The following is an 18,819-nucleotide window of genomic DNA, read 5'->3' on the forward strand; positions in this document are numbered from 1 at the left end:
AGATCGCCACGGTGAGCACCGTGAACACCACGACAGACATGATTAACCAACCTCCATCAAGCGCTCGTGTTGTGGAGCGCGCCTTGGCGAGTCAAGTCTTCGATCAGGCGCTAGCCGAGGTTGTTTACGACTCCTTTGCGCGGCAAATGCTTGCCTTTGCGTTTCGTTTACACCCGGCTTCGGATAGCTGAAAGGATGCCGTCAAAGAGTGCGGCGATACCGTCAACACACCGTAAAGATCGCCGTGATCTTCATATGTGGGGGTAGTAGTGGAGGGCCGGCCAGGCGGACCACCTCCAGCGCAACCGGTTGTTCGTATCGGTTGGAGAGAGGATCGAAATGTCGGCTGTCGCCGTTGCCGTCATCGTCGGATTCGTGTGTTGCGCGCTGCTCATTCGCGCGCTGGGGACGCGCGGTGCGGACCGGGACGTGGCGCACCGCGCCGATACGTCCGAGGGGTACTCGGTTCCGGGACCTCGACGCGCAATGATGAACGAGTGAAACGCGGCCAACTCCGGATCTACCTCGGCGCCGCGCCGGGAGTCGGCAAGACCTACGCCATGCTCGGCGAGGCACACCGGCGGATCGAGCGCGGCCGCGATGTGGTCGCCGCGGTAGTGGAAACACATGGGCGGGCCAAGACCGCCGCCCTGCTGGAGGGCATCGAGCGGATTCCACCGAAGCTGGTGGAGTACCGCGGTACCGAGCTGCCCGAACTCGACGTCGAGGCGGTGCTGCGCCGGCATCCGACGGTGGCGCTGGTCGACGAGCTGGCGCACACCAACGCGCCGGGCGGAAAGCACGAAAAGCGTTGGCAGGACGTGGAAGAACTCCTCGACGCGGGCATCGACGTGATCTCCACGGTGAACGTGCAGCACCTGGAGAGCCTCAACGATGTGGTCGAGCAGATCACCGGCATCCAGCAGCGCGAGACGGTGCCGGACGCGATCGTGCGCGGCGCGGATCAGGTCGAGCTGGTCGACCTCACGCCGGAAGCGTTGCGGCGCAGGTTGTCTCACGGAAACGTCTACGCGGCGGACAAGGTGGACGCCGCGCTGCGCAACTACTTCCGTCCTGGAAACCTCACCGCGCTAAGAGAATTGGCGCTGTTGTGGCTGGCCGATCAGGTCGACGCCGCGCTCTCGAAGTACCGGGCCGACCACAAGATCACCGATCTGTGGGAGGCCCGCGAGCGGGTCGTCGTCGCGGTGACCGGGGGACCGGAGTCGGAAACGGTGGTGCGCCGGGCCAGTCGCATCGCGAGCAAGGCCAGCGCCGAACTCGTCCTGGTGCATGTCGTGCGCGGCGACGGGCTGGCCGGTGTGTCGACCGAACGGTTGAACCGATTACGGGAGCTGGCAGGCAGTTTGGACGCCTCGCTGCACACCATCACCGGCGACAACGTGCCGACCGCGCTGCTGGAATTCGCCCGCGAGGTGAACGCGACCCAGCTGGTGCTGGGCACGTCGCGCCGCTCCCGGTGGGCGCGGATGGTGGACGAGGGCATCGGCTCCACCGTGGTGCAGCAGTCGGGCAAGATCGACGTACACATGGTCACGCACGAGGAAGCCCATCGTGGCCTGCGCAAGGGCTCGCTCATGCCGCGCCAGCCCATCCGGGCCTGGCTCGCGGCGGTGCTGGTGCCCTCCGCGGTGTGCGGACTCGGCGTCGCCTTCCTGGACGGTTACCTCCAGCTCGGCGGGCTCAGCGCGGTGTTCTTCATCGGCGTCGTCGCGGTCGCGTTGCTCGGCGGCGTTGTCCCCGCGGCCTTTTCGGCGCTGCTGTCCGGGCTGCTGCTGAACTGGTTCTTCGCCGATCCGCGCTACAGCCTGACCATCGCCGAGCCGGACAGCTTCGTCACGGTGGTGGTGCTGTTGTTCGTCGCGGTGGCGGTGGCGGCGTTGGTCGACGTGGCCGCGAAGCTGACCCGGCAGGCCCGCCGGGCCTCGCAGCAAGCCGAACTGCTGACCCTGTTCGCCGGTGCCGTGCTGCACGGCGCGGACCTGCCCAAACTGCTGGAACAGGTCAGGGAGACCTACGGCCTGCGCGCGGTCAGCATGCTGTGCGGCGAACAGGTGGTCGCCGCGGTGGGTCAGAATCCGCCGGAGCGCGCCGCCGACGCCGAGACGGTGATTCAAGCCGGGGACGCGTCGAGCCTGCTGCTGCTGGCCGGACGCCCGTTGGCCGCGGCCGATCGACCGGTGCTCAACGCGGTCGCCAATCAGGCGGCCGGCCTGGTCCGGCAATCCCGCCTCGCCGAAGAGGCCAGTGCCGCCGCCGCCCTGCTCGAGGCGGACCGGTTGCGCCGGGCGCTGCTGTCCGCGGTGAGCCACGACCTGCGCACCCCGCTGGCCGGGGCCAAGGCCGCGGTGTCCAGCCTGCGCAGCGACGACATCGAGTTCTCCGCCGAGGACACCACCGAATTGCTGGAGACCATCGAGGAATCGGTGGATCAGCTGACCGCGCTGGTCGGCAACCTGCTCGACTCGTCCCGGCTGGCCGTCGGGGTGGTGAAACCGCAGCTGCAACGGGTGTACATGGACGAGGTGGTGCACCGGGCGCTGGTCAGCGTCGGCATGGGCGCGCGCGGGCTGCGGCGCGCGGCGATGGATCGGGTGAAGGTCGAGGTCGGCGACGTCTCCGTGCGCGCGGACGCCGGACTGCTGGAACGCGTGGTGGCCAACCTGATCGACAACGCCCTACGGCACGCGACCCGCGACACGCCGGTGCGGGTCACCGCCGAACGCGAGGGCGGCCGCATCTCCATCGCGGTCGTCGACGTCGGTCCCGGCGTGCCGCCGGGCACCGAGGAACAACTCTTCGAGCCGTTCCAGCGGCTCGGCGACCGCGACAACACCACCGGGGTCGGGCTCGGCCTGTCCGTGGTGCGCGGTTTCGTCGAGGCGATGGGTGGCACCGTGCACGCCGAACCGACCCCTGGCGGAGGATTGACCATGATCGTGGACCTGCCTGCCGACGAAACGGAAGCGAGCAGCTGATGATGGATACATCGACAGTGGCGGCCCCGCAGCCCCGGACCACACAGGAAGCCGTGATGACCGACAAGAAGCAGGATGCCCCGGCGATCAAGGTGCTGGTGGTCGACGACGAACCGCAGATCGTGCGCGCCCTGCGGATCAATCTGTCGGTCCGCGGCTACGAGGTGATCACCGCGGGAACCGGCGGCGCCGCGTTGCGTGCGGCCGCCGACAAGCACCCCGACGTGGTCATCCTCGATCTCGGCCTGCCCGACATCGACGGCATCGAGGTATTGGCCGGGCTGCGCGGCTGGACCTCGGCGCCGGTGATCGTGCTCTCCGCGCGCACCGACTCCGCGGACAAGGTCGAGGCCCTGGACGCCGGCGCGGACGACTACGTCACCAAGCCGTTCGGCATGGACGAGCTGCTGGCCCGGCTGCGCGCCGCGGTCCGGCGCGGCGCCGCCGACACCGACTCCTCCGACCCGGTGGTGGTGACCTCGTCGTTCACCGTCGACCTGGCCGCCAAGAAGGTGACCAAGAACGACGAGACGGTGCACCTCACGCCCACCGAGTGGGGCATGCTCGAGATGCTGGTGCGCAACAAGGGCAAGCTGGTCGGGCGCAAGGAGCTGCTGCGCGAGGTGTGGGGGCCGTCGTATGCGACCGAAACCCATTACCTGCGCGTTTATCTGGCCCAGTTGCGGCGCAAGCTCGAGGACGATCCGTCGCACCCCAAGCACCTGCTGACTGAGGCGGGGATGGGCTACCGGTTCCAGGAGTGAGTGGCCGGGATCGCCCCGCCCGCCGGAATGCCCGACCGCCCGACCCGCGTTGCCAGGCGTGAGTGGACTCCGACGAGAAATGGCAGGATCGACCCATGGCTGAACAGACATCCGCGACCGCGGCATCACAACCGACCGAACTCTGGGTCGAGCGCACCGGGACGCGGGCGTACACCGGCCGCAGCTCGCGCGGCGCCGAAGTCCTGATCGCGTCGCAGGGCGTGCCGGGCGCCTTCACCCCCGGCGAGTTGCTGAAGATCGCGCTGGCCGGTTGCTCCGGATTGAGCGCCGACTTCTCCATCGCGCGCAAGCTCGGCGACTCCTTCGATGCGACCGTCCGCGTGGCCGGCGACGCGGACCGGGAGAACGAGCTGTACCCGCAGCTGGACGAGACGTTCCAGCTCGACCTCAGCGAATTGGACCAGGAGGCGCGCGAGCGGTTGCTGGTTACCGTGCAGCGCGCGATCGACAAGGCGTGCACGGTGGGCCGGACGCTGGAGGCGGGGACGAAGGTGACTTTGTCCTTCGATATCGAGGCCTGATGGGCGAGGACGCTGAGCTATCCCGGCTGAGCGCGTGGGCGCACGGCCGCGTCCAGGGGGTGGGATTCCGCTGGTGGACGCGGTCGCGCGCGTTGGAACTCGGGTTGAGCGGACATGCCACGAACGCGCGCGACGGGCGGGTGCATGTCGTCGCGGAGGGGCCGCGAGCCGACTGCGTGCGGTTGCTGGAACTGCTACGTTCCGGTGATACACCTGGTCGGGTGACCTTGGTTGTGGAAAGCTGGGAGCCCGCGCGGGGTGATATGACCGGATTCGAGGAGCGGTAGTGGTGGGCCGGGATAGGACGAGGACTCGACAGTGAGCACGAACGATCCCGGTGACGAGCGTCCGGGGAACGAGCCCCCTGCCGCGGCGGAGCAACCGCCGAGCACGGCCGGGGCGCACGAATTCCACCCTCCCGCCCCGCAACCGGACCCGCCTCGGCAAGGCAGTGTGCAGCGGCAGGAGCCGGGCATCACCCAGCCGCGCCCGCCCACCGTGGCCGAGGCACGGGCCAGGGACAAGGCACGCAAGCGCGCCGAGGAAGCTCAGCAGGCCGCGGCAGCGGCGGACGTGGCGAAGAAGCGCACGCGCAAGCGGGTGATGATCGGCGGGGTCGCCATCGTCGGCGTCGCGGCGCTGGTCGGCGGCGGTTACCTCGCCTATCGGGCGATCAGTGCGCCGGACAAGGTCACCGCGTCGTGCGTGAAGACCGAGAACGGTCAGGAAATCGTCGTCGACGACAGCTATTGCGGCGACGGGCGGCGCGGCTTCGTCAGTGATGGCGGCATCAACCCCGGCCTGATCATCCTCGGCGGCGGCCCGCAGTACCGCTACTACTACGGCGGCACCCCCACCATCGGCAAGCCGCCGACCGGCGGCACCACCGTGAAACCCAAGAGCGCGGAGATAAAGACGAAGAGCGGCACCACGATTCAGCGTGGCGGGCTCGGCAGCAAGAGCACCGGCGGAGGGTCCTAGTGCGGCGAGTGCGCAGTACGCCCCGGCCGGATTGGCAGCAGATCACCGAGAGTCAGGGCCTGGTCTACGGTGTGCCCGGCCGCGACGCCGGCGGTCAGCCGCGCCCGTACTGGGACGAATCGGTGTACTACGAGTTCGAGATGGACGAAATCCTCGCGCTCGAAGCCGATGTCGAGCTGCTGCATTCGATGTGCCTCAACGCCGTCGAACACGTCGTGCTCACCGGGCGGTTCAAGGATTTCGGCCTGCCCGAATGGAGTTGGGCGCCGATCGCCGAATCCTGGCGGCGCAGTGACCCTTACGTCTACGGACGGTTCGACCTGCGCTACGACGCGCGTCGTCCGGCGAAACTGCTGGAATACAACGCGGATACGCCGACGTCGCTGCTGGAGGCGGCAATCGTGCAGTGGCACTGGCTGACCGCGCTCTACCCCGGCGGCGATCAGTGGAATTCGTTGCACGAGAAGCTGGTCGAGCGCTGGACCGAGCTGCGCGACGTCCTGCCGACCGCGCAACTGCACTTCAGTTGGTCCGGTGCGGACGCGACCGGTGAGGACAACGTCACCACCGCCTACATGCAGGAGACCGCGGCCGAGGCCGGGTTCGACACCATCGCGTTGCCGATCGAAGAGGTCGGATTCGACACGGAGCTGGAACGTTTCGTCGATCTGGCCGAGGCGCCGATCGAGGCGATCTTCAAGCTCTACCCGTGGGAGTGGGCGCTCGACGACGACTTCGGCAAGCGGGTCGTCGGCAGCCTGCCGCAGACCATGTGGATCGAGCCGCTGTGGAAGACGTTGCTCAGCAACAAGGCGATCCTCGCGGTGCTGTGGGAGATGTACCCGGGACACCCGAATCTGTTGCCCGCGTACCTGGATCAGCCCAACGAGCTCACCGAATACATCCGTAAGCCGAAGCTGGGCCGCGAGGGCGCCAACATGACCATCGTCGGCGCCGGCCTGGAAACCGCCACCGGCGGCATCTACGGCGAAGAGGGCTACGTCTACCAATTGCTGGACCCGCTACCGGAATTCGACGACATGCGTCCCGTGCTCGGCGCCTGGATCGTCGGCGACACCGCCGCCGGACTCGGCATCCGGGAGACCGCCGGACTGATCACCGACGACGGCTCCGCCTTCGTCCCGCACCGCATCGCCCAAAACACTCCGGAAGGACCATGATGACCACAGTCGCCCTCGAATCGGGGTACTGGAGCTCGCTCGGCGAGGGCGTGGGAGCGATCATCCTCTACGCCCTCATCGGTCTGGTGCTGATGCTCGTCGGGTTCTACGCCATCGACCTGACCACGCCGGGCAAGCTGCGCGCGCTGGTCGTCGCGGGCAAGCCCAACGCGATCATCGTCACCGCCGCGGGCATGATCAGCATGGCCTTCATCGTCGTCCTCGCCATCCTCGCGGTCGGCACCGGCGGCAAGCTCTCCGAAGGCCTCATCGCCGCCCTCGTCTTCGGCCTCGTCGGCATCATCGCCCAGGTCGTCTCGGTCCGCGTCATCGAAAAAGCCCTCGGCATCGACATCGGCGCCGCCCTGCACGCCGACACCTACACCACCGAAGTCCTGGTAGTAGCCGCCGCCCATTTCGCCCTCGGCCTCGTAGTAGCCTTCGCGATCCTGTAGCAGCTAACCCACGGCGGCGAGCGCCGCTGCTGGTCAGACGTTACTTGTCGGACCCACGACCTACCCTGCAACCGCATTCGCTCGATCAATTCCTGTTAAGGAAATCCTTGAATCGCGGACCAAGGGGAGGTACCGTCAATGGACGAGTGGGAGATCTTCATGACCGACGAGGTGGGGCAGTTCCTCGACGGCCTGTGTGAGACCGACTGCGAAACGTACAAGTTGGTGAATCAAGCGATCCTGGTGCTCGAGGAGAATGGGCCGTGCCAAGGAAGACCATTGGTGGACAGGATCGCCGGGTCGTCGATCGCGAATCTGAAGGAGCTGCGACCGGGCTCCTCCGGCCACAGCGAGATCCGAATACTGTTCGTCTTCGATCCATGGCGGTCGGCGATTCTGCTTGTGGCCGGCGATAAGTCGGGGAAATGGCGGCAGTGGTATCGCGAGGCCATACCGCGAGCTGAGCGTCTATATGAGTTTTATTTGATCGAACGGGAGAGGGAGTTGAGCGAATGAGCAACTACCGTCGCTGGCGCGACAGCGGACATCTCGAACGCGCGATCGAGGTGGCTGGCGGACCCGAGAAATTCGCGGAGGGTGTCGACCGTCTCAAAGACCGTGCCCGCGGCTGGCGGCTCGCGGAACTGCGGAAGCACCGCGGGCTCAATCAGAAACAGGTCGCAGAGCAGATGGGCGTATCGGTGGCGCGGGTCTCGCAGATCGAACAGGGCGAGGTGTCCACCCGAGACGTATTGGATCGGTACGTATCCGCGCTCGGCGGGGTGCTGAAGCTCGTCGCCGACTTCGGCGACGAGCAACTGCGCGTGGGTTGACCCGTGAGAGGCGCACCTGCCACTCACGGGCGCGTGGTCAGCGAGTGTTGATGCGGGAGCTGGGTTCCTGATCCAGCGGGTAGCCGGAGGTCCAGTGGCGGCGGGTGCTGGTGGCGATTGCGAGGGCGGTGGCGGCCAGAGCTGTGCTGGTCCATAGGGCGGATGTTGGGGATTCGGTTGTGCTGATGGTCAGGGCTGCGAGGGCTGGGCCGGTGGCGGCGCCGATGTTGAGGGCGGCGGTGGCGAAGGCGCCGCTCAGGTGCGGGGCGGTGGGGGTGGCGGCGGTGATTGTTCGGGCGATCCAGGTGGAGCCGACGGCGAAGGATGTGGCGCCGGTGATGGTGGCCATGATCAGGATGCCCGGTAGGGAGTGGGCTGTCAGGGCTGTGGTGGTCCAGATGATCGGTAGGGCAATCGATCCGGTGGTGATGATGATGTGGGCGTGGCGGTCGGCATAGTGGCCGCCGAGGGTTACGCCGAGGAATGAGCCGATTCCGAAGAGCGCCAGCACTATTGGGGTCCAAGCCGGTCCGGCTCCGGTGACGTTGGTGGTGACTACGGCGAGGTAGGTGAAGGCAGCGAAGGTCGCTGCGTTCACGAAACCGCCGAGGATCAGCGGGACCCGCACGCGCGGCAGGCTTAGTGCTCGCCACTCTGTCCGGAGGGCAGTGCCGGCCGATTGCTCTGTTCGTGGCGCTGGTCGAACCAGCAGCCAAGTGCCAAGCAGCGCAGGGACACTCACGATGACGACGGCCCAGAATGCTGAGCGCCAGCCGAGGGTTTGACCGAGGAAGGCGCCGGCGGGGACGCCGGCGATACAGGCCAGGGTTACGCCGGACAGGATGATCGAGGTGGCTCGGCCGACTCGGTGTGGGCCGGCGAGGGTGGGCAGGGCGGCGAGGGCGACCGCGAGGAATCCGGCGTTGGCTATCGCGGCGGCCACTCGGGTGGCGAGCAGGACCGCGAATGTTGTAGTGAGCGCGCCGACGATGTGGGCGGCGATGAACAACGACAGGCAGCCGGTCAGGGCGTGCCGGGCGGGCCAGCGGCCGGCGGCCATCGCCATCAGCGGGGCGCCGATGATCATTCCGACGGCGAACAGCGAGGTCAGTAACCCGGCTGAACCGAGGGATACGCCGACGTCCGCGGCGATGGGCTCGATCAGCCCGGACAACATGAATTCCGATGTGCCCTGGGCGAATACGGCCAGACCCAAGACGAAAACGACAACAGGCATACAAAGACTCCCAGACTCTGTTCGACACCGAGCCACCCATCCGGCACAGCGGACGGGAGGCGGAGCTGATATCGCCCATTACGGGGCGACGCGCAGCGTCGAACGACCTGGCGGGCAGGTCGTTTCGCGAATGGCGAGGGAACGCCACCTGGTCGTTCGACAGGTGGCTAGAGTCTGGACGCCTCTGGAGAAGTCACGAGCGACACCATAACAACGGCACCGCCCGTGACCGCAAGGGATTTAGTGACCGCGGGCGATCCAGTCGGCGAGCGAAGGCTTTTCGGCGCCGATGGTGGTGGTGTCGCCGTGGCCGGTGTGCACGGTGGTTTCGTCGGGGAGGGTGAGCAGGCGGTCGCGGATGGAGTCGATGATGGTGCCGAAATCGGAGTAGGAGCGGCCGGTGGCGCCGGGACCGCCGGAGAAGAGGGTGTCACCGGTGAAGAGCGCGGCGGCCTCGGGGAGGTGCAGGGAGACCGAGCCGGGGGAGTGACCTGGTGTGTGCAGGATGTCGATGTCGGTGCCGCCCACGGTGATTCGAGGAGTGTCGGCGAGCGAACGGTAGTCGACGTCGGGGTGGGTCATCCGCCAGAGCGGATCGTCGGCCGGGTGCAGGAGGATGGGAGCGTCGAGCCGGGCGCTCAATTCCGGTGCGACGGTGACGTGGTCGTTGTGGCCGTGCGTGCACAGGATCGCGACCACGTTGCGGGAGCCGACGGCCGCGGCGATCGCGTCCGCGTCGTGCGCGGCATCGATGACGAGGACGTCCTGGTCGTCGCCGAGGAGCCAGACGTTGTTGTCGACGTCCCAGGTGCCGCCGTCGAGGGAGAAGGTGCCGGAGGTGACGACGCGATCGATGCGCAGGCTCACAGGACCACCACCGAGCGGAGCACCTCGCCGGCGTGCATCGCGGTGAACGACGCCTCCACCTGATCGAGCGAAATGCGTTCGGTGACAAAACGTTCCAGCGGCAGCCGGCCTTGCAGATGCAGGTCGACCAGCATCGGGAAGTCGCGCTCGGGCAGGCAGTCGCCGTACCAGGACGACTTCAGCGCGCCGCCGCGGGAGAACAGGTCGATCAGCGGCATCTCGATGGTCATGTCCGGTGTGGGTACGCCGACCAGGACCACGGTGCCGGCCAGATCGCGGGCGTAGAACGCCTGCTTCCAGGTTTCCGGGCGGCCGACCGCCTCGATGACCACGTCGGCGCCGAAGCCGTCGGTGTACTCCTGGATCTTCTCGACCACGTCCTCGCTGGTCGCGTCGATGGTGTGGGTCGCGCCGAAGTCGGTGGCCCAGTTCAGCTTCCGGGCGTCGCGATCGACCGCGATGATGGTCTTCGCGCCGGCCAGCCGCGCGCCGGCGATGGCGGCGTCGCCGACCCCGCCGCAGCCGAGCACCGCGACGGTGTCGCCGCGGGACACGTTGCCGGTGTTCATCGCCGCGCCGATGCCCGCCATCACGCCGCAGCCGAGCAGCCCGGCGACCGCGGGGTCGGCGGCCGGATCGACCTTGGTGCACTGTCCTTCGTGCACCAGCGTCTTGTCCACGAAGGCGCCGATGCCGAGCGCCGGGCTCAGCTCGGTGCCGTCGGTGAGGGTCATCTTCTTGCTCGCGTTGTGGCTGGCGAAGCAGTACGAGGGGCGGCCGCGCTTACAGGCCCGGCATTCGCCGCACACGGCGCGCCAGTTCAGCACCACGAAATCGCCGACCTCGACGTGCGTGACCGCGTCGCCGACGGTCTCCACGATGCCCGCGGCCTCGTGCCCGAGCAGGAACGGGAACTCGTCGTTGATGCCGCCCTCGCGGTAGTGCAGGTCGGTGTGGCAGACGCCGCAGGCCTGCACCCGCACGATCACGTCGTGCGCACCCGGATCGGGAATCACCACGTCGACGATCTCGACCGGCGCGCCTTTGCTACGGGCGATGACACCGCGCACGGTTTCCGACACCTATGCCTCCTAGGAGATTTCGTCGACGCGGATCCGGAGCGCCCGCGAGCTGAGCTTCGTCCATACTGCCGCGCCCGGGGTGGCGACACCAGCGCCGGGTCCGGTCGGCCGGTCGAAGGGTTGACATTCCACTATGGAGGGTGCATTCTTAGTTTATATTCCACTATGGAGGGTGGAACCGTCGACAAGGAACCGCAGATGGAAATCTCGACCGGTACCCGCGCCTCGAACGCCGAACGCGAGAAGGTGGTGCGCCTGCTCGCCCGGCACATGGAGGATGGGCGGATCGACCTCGCCGAATACGATCAGCGCACCGCTCAGGTGTACGCGACGACCACCACCGATGATTTGCAGCTGGTGCTCTCGGATCTGCCCAAGCTGCCGAAAGCGCCGACCGGCAAAGCCGATTCGCGTTCGCGCATCCCGATCTGGCAGAAGATCGAGGGCACCAGCTGGCTCGGGGTGAGCGTGCTCGTCCTGTTCATCTGGGGCGCGATCTCGCTCAGCGTCGGCGAATTCACCTACCCGTGGCCGATCTGGGTGATCGGGCCGTGGGGTGCGGTGCTGGTGTTCCGGATGCTCACCGGGTTCGAATCCGGTAAGTACTCACGCCACGTGCGCTGAGGATGCGTTGGCAGGCAACGGTTTACGGCCAGGGCGGGGTAGCGCTGTGTGAGGATGCGTGGCGCCCCGAGCCGGTCTGATTCGGCGGCGGGCTCGAGCGGGGGCGGCGGCGAGCGGGTGGGTTGTACTCATCGGGCTCGTCGTCCCACGGCTGGGCGTATTCGTCGCGCTGTCTCGGCGGGGGAGGTGCTTGCCGCTGACGCGGCATCGACCGCTCGGGCCAGGACGGCCCGGCGGTCGGCGCGGGTCGTTGCCGGGGTGGCGAAAGCTGTTCGTACCGGCCCGCTTCCGCGTAATCGTGAGGCACGGCCGAACTGCCTCTGCGCTGTAGCGGAAGATCGGGTTGGCCGAGGCGCGAATCATAGTGCGGCTGTGCGGCTTCCCGGCGATACGCCGGTGGCTCCGGTGTGTGTTGCTCGAGCTGCGCCTGAATGGCGTCGAGCCGCTGGCGCCGGGCCCAGACCTCCGCCGGATCCTCGTAAGGCGACTGTTCGTCGTAGCCGGGCACCGCGGGCTGAGACCGTCTGCGCCGCTCGAGCGGAGGTCGTGCGTTGTCGTCCTGGACCGGCCAATGCGGTGCCGGGTCCGCGTAGTGCGGTGCCGGATCGACCTCCCACTGCGGCTGCGCCGGTTCTGCGTAAGTCGATCGAGCGTCCCCGAAGTCTTCGTAAGACGACTGCGTGGGGGCGTATTCCTGCTGTGCGCGTACAGACTCCGGTGCCTCGTGTGGTGCCCGAGCAGGCGCGGGCTCTTCGTAGGAGTGCCGGGTAGCGGCGAGACTGTCCGGCGACGAGCGCGCCGGTTCGGCGGAAGGCCAGTGCACGCGTGCAGATTCCAAATCCACGTAGGGCGTCCGCGCGGGTTCGGCGTCCGCGTATCTCGACGGCGCGATCGGTCCTCGTCCCGAGCGTGCCGGTTCGGGATCTTCATAACCCGACCGGACCGGTTCGACGTCCGCGCGACGGAATCCGGAGGGTGAGACCGAGTCTCGTCGTGAGCGTGCCGGTTCGGGCTCGTCGTAGGGCGAGTGTGCGGGTTCGGCGTCGTCGTATCGGGACCTGCCGCGCGAGATCGGATCTCTTCGTGCGCGTTCAGGTTCCGGCTCGTCGTAAGGCTGCGCAGCGGCAGGATCCGCGTATCGGGACCGGCTCGGTGTGATCGAATCTCGCCGCGAACGCGTGGGCACGACGGGAATGGGCGACGACTCTTCGTCGAGGGGTTCGGCATTGCGCCGGTCGCGCTGGGAGCGCTTGGCCGGCAGATCTTTTCGGTGCGACCGCGCCGAAAGGGGTTCCGCGCGCCGGGGTGTCGGGCGGGGTAGGCCGGGCTGCATGATCGGGAGTTCGCGGGTCTGCTGAGTGGCGCTGACGCCCTTCTCGCGGTAGGTCGCGGGAATGTCGTGAGACCGCAGCCAAGCGCCCGGATCATGCCGTCCGTGTCGATCCAGCTGCGGGACAACCTCTTCGAGCAGTTCGAGAATGTCCCCTTCGTCGTCTCCGAGCGCCGCGCGGATCGCCGCGAAGGTGTCGGGGTGGAAGACCCACATCCATTCGTACGGCGGGTAGGTGCCGCCGAGATCGTGACCGTGGAAGATCAGATCACCGGATCGGGCGATCTTGGCGCGCATCGACCAGCCCTCGGATTCGACCAGGAACTCCTGGCTTCCGGCCCGATCGACAGCGGGTCCGTCGTCGGCGCGGATCAGGCCGGATATCCACCGGCTCTTGCGTACCCGGTCGAGGGCTTGCGCCGCGCCCACAGTGCGGGATTCGGCGCGATCCCGGCGTGCCACCGTTCGTGCCCGTGGAGCCTCCGCTCGCCTCGCGCGAATCCTCGCCGGCTCCGGCTCGTCGTCCGCATCGTCGTACTCGGGGTAGTCGATCAGCTTGACCTCGAACCAGGCCACCCCCAATCCGGCGGCCAACAACCCACCCGCGATCGCGACCTCGACCCACTTGTCCGCCAGCACCGCGCTCTTGCTGTTTTCACACGCGTAGAGAAACAACAGACTGCCGCCGACCAGCGCCGCGATTCGGGCAAGCCGGAACGCCGTGTAGGTCCCGGCTGGGGCTGGCATCCTGTGGCGCTCCAAACATTCCCGCTGGCGAATCAGCATGGATCGTATGCGGCGACGTCGCCGGACGGCAGGGCGTGCGGCGAGTCCGTCGTTCTATTGGTGTAACGGTTCCGTTGAGGTCGAAGAAGATGCCCGAGTTGGTTACCTGCGAGCATCTGCCCGCCCTGTCCGGGCGCGCTATCGTCCTGCATGCGGTGGGCGCGTCGGTCGCGGCGCCGGATCCGGTGCGGTAGACACTGAGTACGCGTCCGGCAAACCTCGGGCACATCGAAATACCCGGGATTGCGGGATGACTCGATAACCTACGTGTATCGCCGAAGCACCGCTCGGTCACGGGGGTCCGTCCCGCGTCGGGGGTATTCGACACTCGACGGATACCATGGCTGGTCGCCCGCGTCTGCTGACCAGGCAGAACCTGAACGGTGTGCGCGATGGGCAGCTTGCCGGACCGACGAAGGCCGCCAATCGAAAACGGAAAGGTCGTCGAACTTGCATCTCAAGAGCCTGACGTTGAAGGGCTTCAAGTCCTTCGCGTCCGCGACGACGCTGCGATTGGAACCGGGTATCACGTGTGTGGTCGGTCCGAACGGATCCGGCAAGTCCAACGTGGTGGACGCGCTGACCTGGGTCATGGGCGAGCAGGGCGCGAAGGCGTTGCGCGGCGGCAAGATGCAGGACGTGATCTTCGCGGGCACCGCGGGCCGGGCCGCGCTCGGCCGCGCCGAGGTCACCCTCACCATCGACAACTCCGACGGCGCGCTGCCGATCGACTACGCCGAGGTGTCCATCACCCGGCGGATGTTCCGCGACGGCGCCGGCGAATACGAGATCAACGGCAGCTCCTGCCGGCTGATGGATGTGCAGGAGCTGCTCAGCGACTCCGGCATCGGCCGCGAGATGCACGTCATCGTCGGACAGGGTCAGCTCTCGGCCATTCTGGAATCGCGCCCGGAGGACCGGCGCGCGTTCATCGAAGAGGCCGCCGGCGTGCTCAAACACCGCAAGCGCAAAGAGAAGGCGGTGCGCAAGCTCGACGCCATGCAGGCCAACCTGGCCCGCCTCACCGACCTCACCACCGAGCTGCGCCGCCAGCTCAAGCCGCTCGGCCGGCAGGCGGAGGTGGCCCGTCGCGCGCAGACCGTGCAGGCCGACCTGCGCGACGCGCGAATGCGCCTGGCCGCCGACGACCTGGTGACCCGCCGCGGCGAGCTGGAGAGTCAGCAGAGCAAGGAAGCCTACGCTCGCGAGCAGCACATCAACGTGCAGAGCGAACTGGACGCCGCCAATGCCGCACTGGCGCAGCAGGAATTCCAGCTGTCCCGGCTGACGCCGAGCGCCGAGGCCGCCGCGCAGATCTGGTTCCAGCTCTCCGCGCTGGCCGAACGGGTCAACGCGACCATCCGCATCGCGCAGGACCGGGCCCGGCACCTCGACACCGAGACTCCGGTCGGCAGCGGGCGTGACCCGGAGCAGCTGGAGGCCGAGGCCGAGCGGGTGGAGGCCGAGGAGGCCGAACTGCGCGAGGCGGTCGAGATCGCGACCGAGACCCTCGAAGCCGCGCGTGACGCGCTGGCCGAACGCGAACACTCCGCCAAGGCCGCCGAGCAGGCGCACCTGGCCGCCGTGCGCGCGATCGCGGACCGCCGCGAAGGCGTGGCTCGGCTGGTCGGCAAGGTCGACACGTTGCGCACCAGGGCACAGTCCTACGACGGCGAGATCGCCCGGCTGACCACCTCGATCGCCGACGCGCGGCAGCGCGGCGACGCCGCGCAGGCCGAATTCGACACGGTGCAGACCGAACTCAGCGAGCTGGACGCCGGCGAGGCGGGCCTGGACGCGCAGCACGAACACGCGGTGCAGGCACTGGCGCTGGCGGATCAGCGCGTGACCGAACTGCGCGAGCAGGACCGCGAGGCGAGTAAGCGGGTCGCGTCGCTGTCGGCGCGGATCGAGGCGCTCGGCATGGGCCTGGCCCGCCGCGACGGCGCGGCCTGGCTGGTCGAGCATCGGTCGCAGGGCCTGCTCGGCCCGCTGTCCGGGCTGTTGCGCGTGCACGGCGGATTCGAAGCAGCGGTCGCCGCCGCGCTCGGTCCGCTCGCCGATGCGGTCGCGGCGGACACCGGAGAGTCGGCGCACGACGCCATCCGCGCGTTGAAGGACGCAGACGGCGGACGTGCCGCCCTGGTCTTCGGCGCCGACGGCGGCAGCCGACCGCAATTCGGCTCGCTCCCGGGTGCCGCGCGCTGGTTGACCGACGTGGTCGAGTGCCCGGACACCATGCGCGGCGCGATTACCGCACTCACCGCGGGCATCGCCGTGGTCGACGACTTGGCTGCCGCCCGGGCCGTAGTGACCGCCCGTCCGGACATTCGAGTGGTCACCCGCGACGGCGATCTCACCGGATCCGGTTGGCTGCTCGGCGGTTCCGACCGCGCGCCGAGCCAGCTGGAGATCCAGGCCGACATCGACGGCGCCAAGACCGACCTGGTCGCGGCGCAGCGCCGGGCCGAGGAACTCGAGGCGGCGCTGTCCGGCGCGCTGGCCGAACAGACCGATCGCAAGGACGCCGTCGACCAGGCGCTGCTCGCGCTGCACGAATCCGACCAGTCCCTGGTCGCCATCTACGACCGGCTCGGCCGCCTCGGCCACACCGCCCGCACCGCGCAGGGCGACAGCGAGCGGCTGCTCGCGCAGCGCACGGAAACCGAGGCGAGCCGCGAGGAAGCGCTCACCTCGCTGGCCGAGATCGAGGACCGGCTGCGCAACGCCGAACTCGAACAGTCCGAGATCGACTCCGACGGCACCTCCGCGGGCACCGAGACCGCGGGCCGCGAACGCGAGGAGGCCGCCGCCGCGCTGGCCGAGGCGCGCTCGATGGAGGTGGAGGCCCGGCTTTCGGTGCGCACCGCCGAGGAACGCGCGGAATCGGTTCGCGGCAAGGCGGATTCGCTGCGCCGGGCCGCGCGCGCCGAACGCGAGACCCGGGCCCGTGCCGAACGCGCGCAGGCCTCGCGCAAGAAGGCCGCCGAAGTCGCTGCGGCCGTGGCGGAATCCGGCGCCCGCGTCGCCGCGGAGCTGGAAAAGGTGGTCGCCGAGGCGGGTACCCGCCGCGACGACCTGGTCCGCCGCCGCGGCGAGGCCGCCGCTCAGGTCGAGCAGGTCAAGGAGCGGGTGCGGGCGCTGTCCACCCAGCTGGCCCAGCTCACCGACGCGGTGCACCGCGACGAAGTGGCGAAAGCCCAAGCGGCCCTGCGCATCGAACAGCTGGAGACGACCATCTCCGAGCAGTTCGGCATCGCGCTCAACGACCTGATCGCCGAGTACGGCCCCGACGTGCCGCTGCCGCCGACCGACCTGGAATGGCAGGAGTACGAGCAGGCGAAGGAGCGCGGCGAACAGGTCACCGCGCCCGCGCCGATGCCCTACGACCGGCCCACCCAGGAACGCCGCGCCAAACGCGCCGAGAAGGACCTCACCACCCTCGGCAAGGTGAATCCGCTTGCGCTGGAAGAGTTCGCGGCGCTCGAGGAGCGCTACAACTTCCTCGCCACCCAACTCGAAGACGTCAAGAGCGCGCGCAAGGACCTCCTGGAGGTGGTCGCCGAGGTGGACGCGCGGATCTTGCAGGTGTTCACCGAGGCGTGGGAGGACGTCGAGCGGGAGTTCGTCGGCGTCTTCGCGAAGCTGTTCCCCGGCGGCGAGGGCCGCCTGATCCTCACCGACCCGTCGGACATGCTCACCACCGGCATCGAGGTGGAGGCCAGGCCGCCGGGCAAGAAGGTCAAGCGGCTCTCGCTGCTCTCCGGTGGCGAGAAGTCGCTCACCGCGGTGGCCTTGCTGGTCGCCATCTTCCGTGCCCGGCCATCCCCGTTCTACGTGATGGACGAGGTCGAGGCCGCGCTGGACGACACCAACCTGCGCCGCCTGATCGGCCTGTTCGAGCAACTGCGGGAGAAGAGCCAGCTGATCGTCATCACCCACCAGAAGCCGACCATGGAGATCGCCGACGCGCTCTACGGCGTCAGTATGCGCGGCGACGGCATCACCCAGGTCATCTCGCAGCGCATGCGCGGGCAGAACGTGGCCGACCCGGTCGGCGCCGCCGCCGGCTGACCGCACACCTTTCGACCCGCCGCACCGAGACTCGCATGCGGTCGATCCGCATACCCCCTGACTTGCCGCACAGGGAATTGCATGCGAAAGGGTGTGCGGGAAGCTGGAAGGTGTGCGGCTGCATCGCCGGAGCGTCAGCGTGGGGCGGGTACCCGGTCGCTGTCCAGCAGCGATTTGATCTGGGCGGCACCGGTTTCGGTGAGCCAGGTGTCGAACGTGCGTAGGCCCGGGTGGATTTCGCGGACCGCGGCGATGTCGGCGAGCCAACCGCCGGTCTTGCGCATCAGTCGCCAGGTGTGTGCGATCGAGTCGCCGAGTTCGGCGGCGGCCGCCTCGTCGAGTTCCTGATAGCGGACCGGATGACCGGTGGCCTCGGTGATCGCCGCGGCCGCGGCCGGTGGCGTCACTGCGTCGCCCGCGAGTTCGAGGGTCTTGCCGTGCAGGCGATCCGGATCGGCGAAGGCCAGGGCCGCGATGTCGGCGATGTCGGCCAGCGCGATGACTTTCATCGGCTGATCGGCGGGGAACAGGTGCCGGTGCACGCCGTCGACGATGCCGTCGACCGGGAAGCCGCGCATCAGGTAGTTCTCCATGAAGCGGACCGGGCGCAGCAGGGTGTAGCGGGCGCCGCTGGCCGCGATCGCGTCCTCGATGCGGTTCTTGCCGATCGCGCCCCAGGTGTTGTCGCCGGGGAACGAGGCGATGCCGGTGAACACGATCTGCTCGACGCCGGCCTTGCGGGCCGCGTCGACGAGGGCCGTGCCGCGCTGCGCTTCGAGGTCGACATCCCAGCCCTGCGGGCCGTGTGCGGCCGGCGGCACCGCGAATAGTGCTGTGGCACCGGCGAGTGCGGCGGGCAGGGTGTCGGGGGCGTCGAAGTCGCCGACGGCGAGTTCCGCACCCGCGGCGGCCAAGGCCTGCGCGGCGGGCGCGTGCGGATCGCGGACCAGCGCCCGCACCGCCCGGCCGTCGGCCAGCAGCCTGCGGGCGGTCGCGCCGCCCTGCTTGCCGGTGGCGCCGGTGACGAGAACGAGGTTGTGCTGAGGGGACATGCGTGCCTTCTC

The 18,819-nt window shown here is 68.5% G+C and carries 17 protein-coding genes; 12 read left to right on the forward strand and 5 right to left on the reverse strand.

Annotated features, from left to right (window positions below; genetic code table 11):
- The first annotated feature begins 11 nt into the window (after positions 1-11).
- The 10 genes from AB0M22_RS03285 to AB0M22_RS03330 all read left to right on the forward strand — a co-directional run bounded on the left by AB0M22_RS03285 (position 12) and on the right by AB0M22_RS03330 (position 7,755).
- Positions 12-191, forward strand: coding sequence for a hypothetical protein (locus AB0M22_RS03285; RefSeq protein ID WP_364721714.1), 180 nt, complete (start codon positions 12-14; stop codon positions 189-191).
- A gap of 306 nt (positions 192-497) precedes the next feature.
- Positions 498-2,999: a sensor histidine kinase KdpD gene (locus AB0M22_RS03290; protein ID WP_364720429.1), complete on the forward strand. Its 2,502-nt coding sequence runs from the start codon at positions 498-500 to the stop codon at positions 2,997-2,999.
- Between the two features lie 56 nt (positions 3,000-3,055).
- Positions 3,056-3,763: a response regulator gene (locus AB0M22_RS03295; RefSeq protein ID WP_150405534.1), complete on the forward strand. Its 708-nt coding sequence runs from the start codon at positions 3,056-3,058 to the stop codon at positions 3,761-3,763.
- Positions 3,764-3,858: 95 nt separating this feature from the next.
- Positions 3,859-4,305 carry an OsmC family protein gene (locus AB0M22_RS03300; RefSeq protein ID WP_364720432.1) on the forward strand — a complete coding sequence of 149 codons (447 nt, stop codon included), beginning with the start codon at positions 3,859-3,861 and terminating at the stop codon, positions 4,303-4,305.
- The gene (locus tag AB0M22_RS03305) at positions 4,305-4,592 is read left to right on the forward strand and encodes an acylphosphatase (RefSeq protein WP_364720435.1); all 288 of its coding nucleotides are present in this window, start codon (positions 4,305-4,307) and stop codon (positions 4,590-4,592) included. The genes AB0M22_RS03300 and AB0M22_RS03305 overlap by 1 nt, the downstream gene beginning before the upstream one ends.
- 31 nt (positions 4,593-4,623) lie before the next feature.
- Positions 4,624-5,286 (forward strand): hypothetical protein, encoded by a 663-nt coding sequence (locus AB0M22_RS03310; protein WP_364720438.1) that lies wholly within the window; start codon positions 4,624-4,626, stop codon positions 5,284-5,286.
- Positions 5,286-6,467, forward strand: coding sequence for a glutathionylspermidine synthase family protein (locus tag AB0M22_RS03315; protein ID WP_364720441.1), 1,182 nt, complete (start codon positions 5,286-5,288; stop codon positions 6,465-6,467). Before AB0M22_RS03310 ends, AB0M22_RS03315 begins: the two co-directional genes overlap by 1 nt.
- Positions 6,467-6,922 (forward strand): DUF350 domain-containing protein, encoded by a 456-nt coding sequence (locus AB0M22_RS03320; protein ID WP_150405538.1) that lies wholly within the window; start codon positions 6,467-6,469, stop codon positions 6,920-6,922. The genes AB0M22_RS03315 and AB0M22_RS03320 overlap by 1 nt, the downstream gene beginning before the upstream one ends.
- A gap of 138 nt (positions 6,923-7,060) precedes the next feature.
- Positions 7,061-7,438, forward strand: coding sequence for a type II toxin-antitoxin system RelE/ParE family toxin (locus AB0M22_RS03325; RefSeq protein WP_364720446.1), 378 nt, complete (start codon positions 7,061-7,063; stop codon positions 7,436-7,438).
- A complete protein-coding gene (locus AB0M22_RS03330) occupies positions 7,435-7,755 on the forward strand; it encodes a helix-turn-helix transcriptional regulator (protein ID WP_364720449.1) in 321 nt (106 codons plus the stop codon). The genes AB0M22_RS03325 and AB0M22_RS03330 overlap by 4 nt, the downstream gene beginning before the upstream one ends.
- A 37-nt stretch (positions 7,756-7,792) precedes the next feature.
- Here AB0M22_RS03330 and AB0M22_RS03335 read toward each other — a convergent pair whose 3' ends face one another.
- From AB0M22_RS03335 to AB0M22_RS03345, 3 genes are all read right to left on the reverse strand, one after another.
- Positions 7,793-8,992, reverse strand: a complete 1,200-nt coding sequence (locus AB0M22_RS03335) for a Cmx/CmrA family chloramphenicol efflux MFS transporter (protein ID WP_364720451.1) — start codon at positions 8,990-8,992, stop codon at positions 7,793-7,795.
- Positions 8,993-9,232: 240 nt separating this feature from the next.
- Positions 9,233-9,859 (reverse strand): MBL fold metallo-hydrolase, encoded by a 627-nt coding sequence (locus tag AB0M22_RS03340; RefSeq protein ID WP_364720453.1) that lies wholly within the window; start codon positions 9,857-9,859, stop codon positions 9,233-9,235.
- Positions 9,856-10,941: an S-(hydroxymethyl)mycothiol dehydrogenase gene (locus tag AB0M22_RS03345; RefSeq protein ID WP_364720455.1), complete on the reverse strand. Its 1,086-nt coding sequence runs from the start codon at positions 10,939-10,941 to the stop codon at positions 9,856-9,858. The genes AB0M22_RS03340 and AB0M22_RS03345 overlap by 4 nt, the downstream gene beginning before the upstream one ends.
- A gap of 198 nt (positions 10,942-11,139) precedes the next feature.
- On the opposite strand from AB0M22_RS03345, the gene AB0M22_RS03350 reads away from it, so the two are divergent.
- Positions 11,140-11,565 (forward strand): DUF1707 domain-containing protein, encoded by a 426-nt coding sequence (locus AB0M22_RS03350; protein ID WP_364720457.1) that lies wholly within the window; start codon positions 11,140-11,142, stop codon positions 11,563-11,565.
- Positions 11,566-11,587: 22 nt separating this feature from the next.
- On the opposite strand, the gene AB0M22_RS03355 is transcribed toward AB0M22_RS03350, so the two are convergent.
- Complete coding sequence (locus AB0M22_RS03355; RefSeq protein WP_364720460.1) at positions 11,588-13,642, reverse strand: hypothetical protein; 2,055 nt, start codon at positions 13,640-13,642, stop codon at positions 11,588-11,590.
- Between the two features lie 489 nt (positions 13,643-14,131).
- On the opposite strand from AB0M22_RS03355, the gene smc reads away from it, so the two are divergent.
- Complete coding sequence (gene smc, locus AB0M22_RS03360; protein WP_364720462.1) at positions 14,132-17,755, forward strand: chromosome segregation protein SMC; 3,624 nt, start codon at positions 14,132-14,134, stop codon at positions 17,753-17,755.
- A 134-nt stretch (positions 17,756-17,889) separates the two neighbouring features.
- Here smc and AB0M22_RS03365 read toward each other — a convergent pair whose 3' ends face one another.
- Entirely contained in the window at positions 17,890-18,807 is a 918-nt protein-coding gene (locus tag AB0M22_RS03365; protein WP_364720465.1) for an NmrA family NAD(P)-binding protein, read from the reverse strand.
- Between the last annotated feature and the right edge of the window lie 12 nt (positions 18,808-18,819).

This window comes from Nocardia sp. NPDC051756 (genome assembly GCF_040681495.1).
Classification (GTDB): Bacteria; Actinomycetota; Actinomycetes; order Mycobacteriales; family Mycobacteriaceae; genus Nocardia.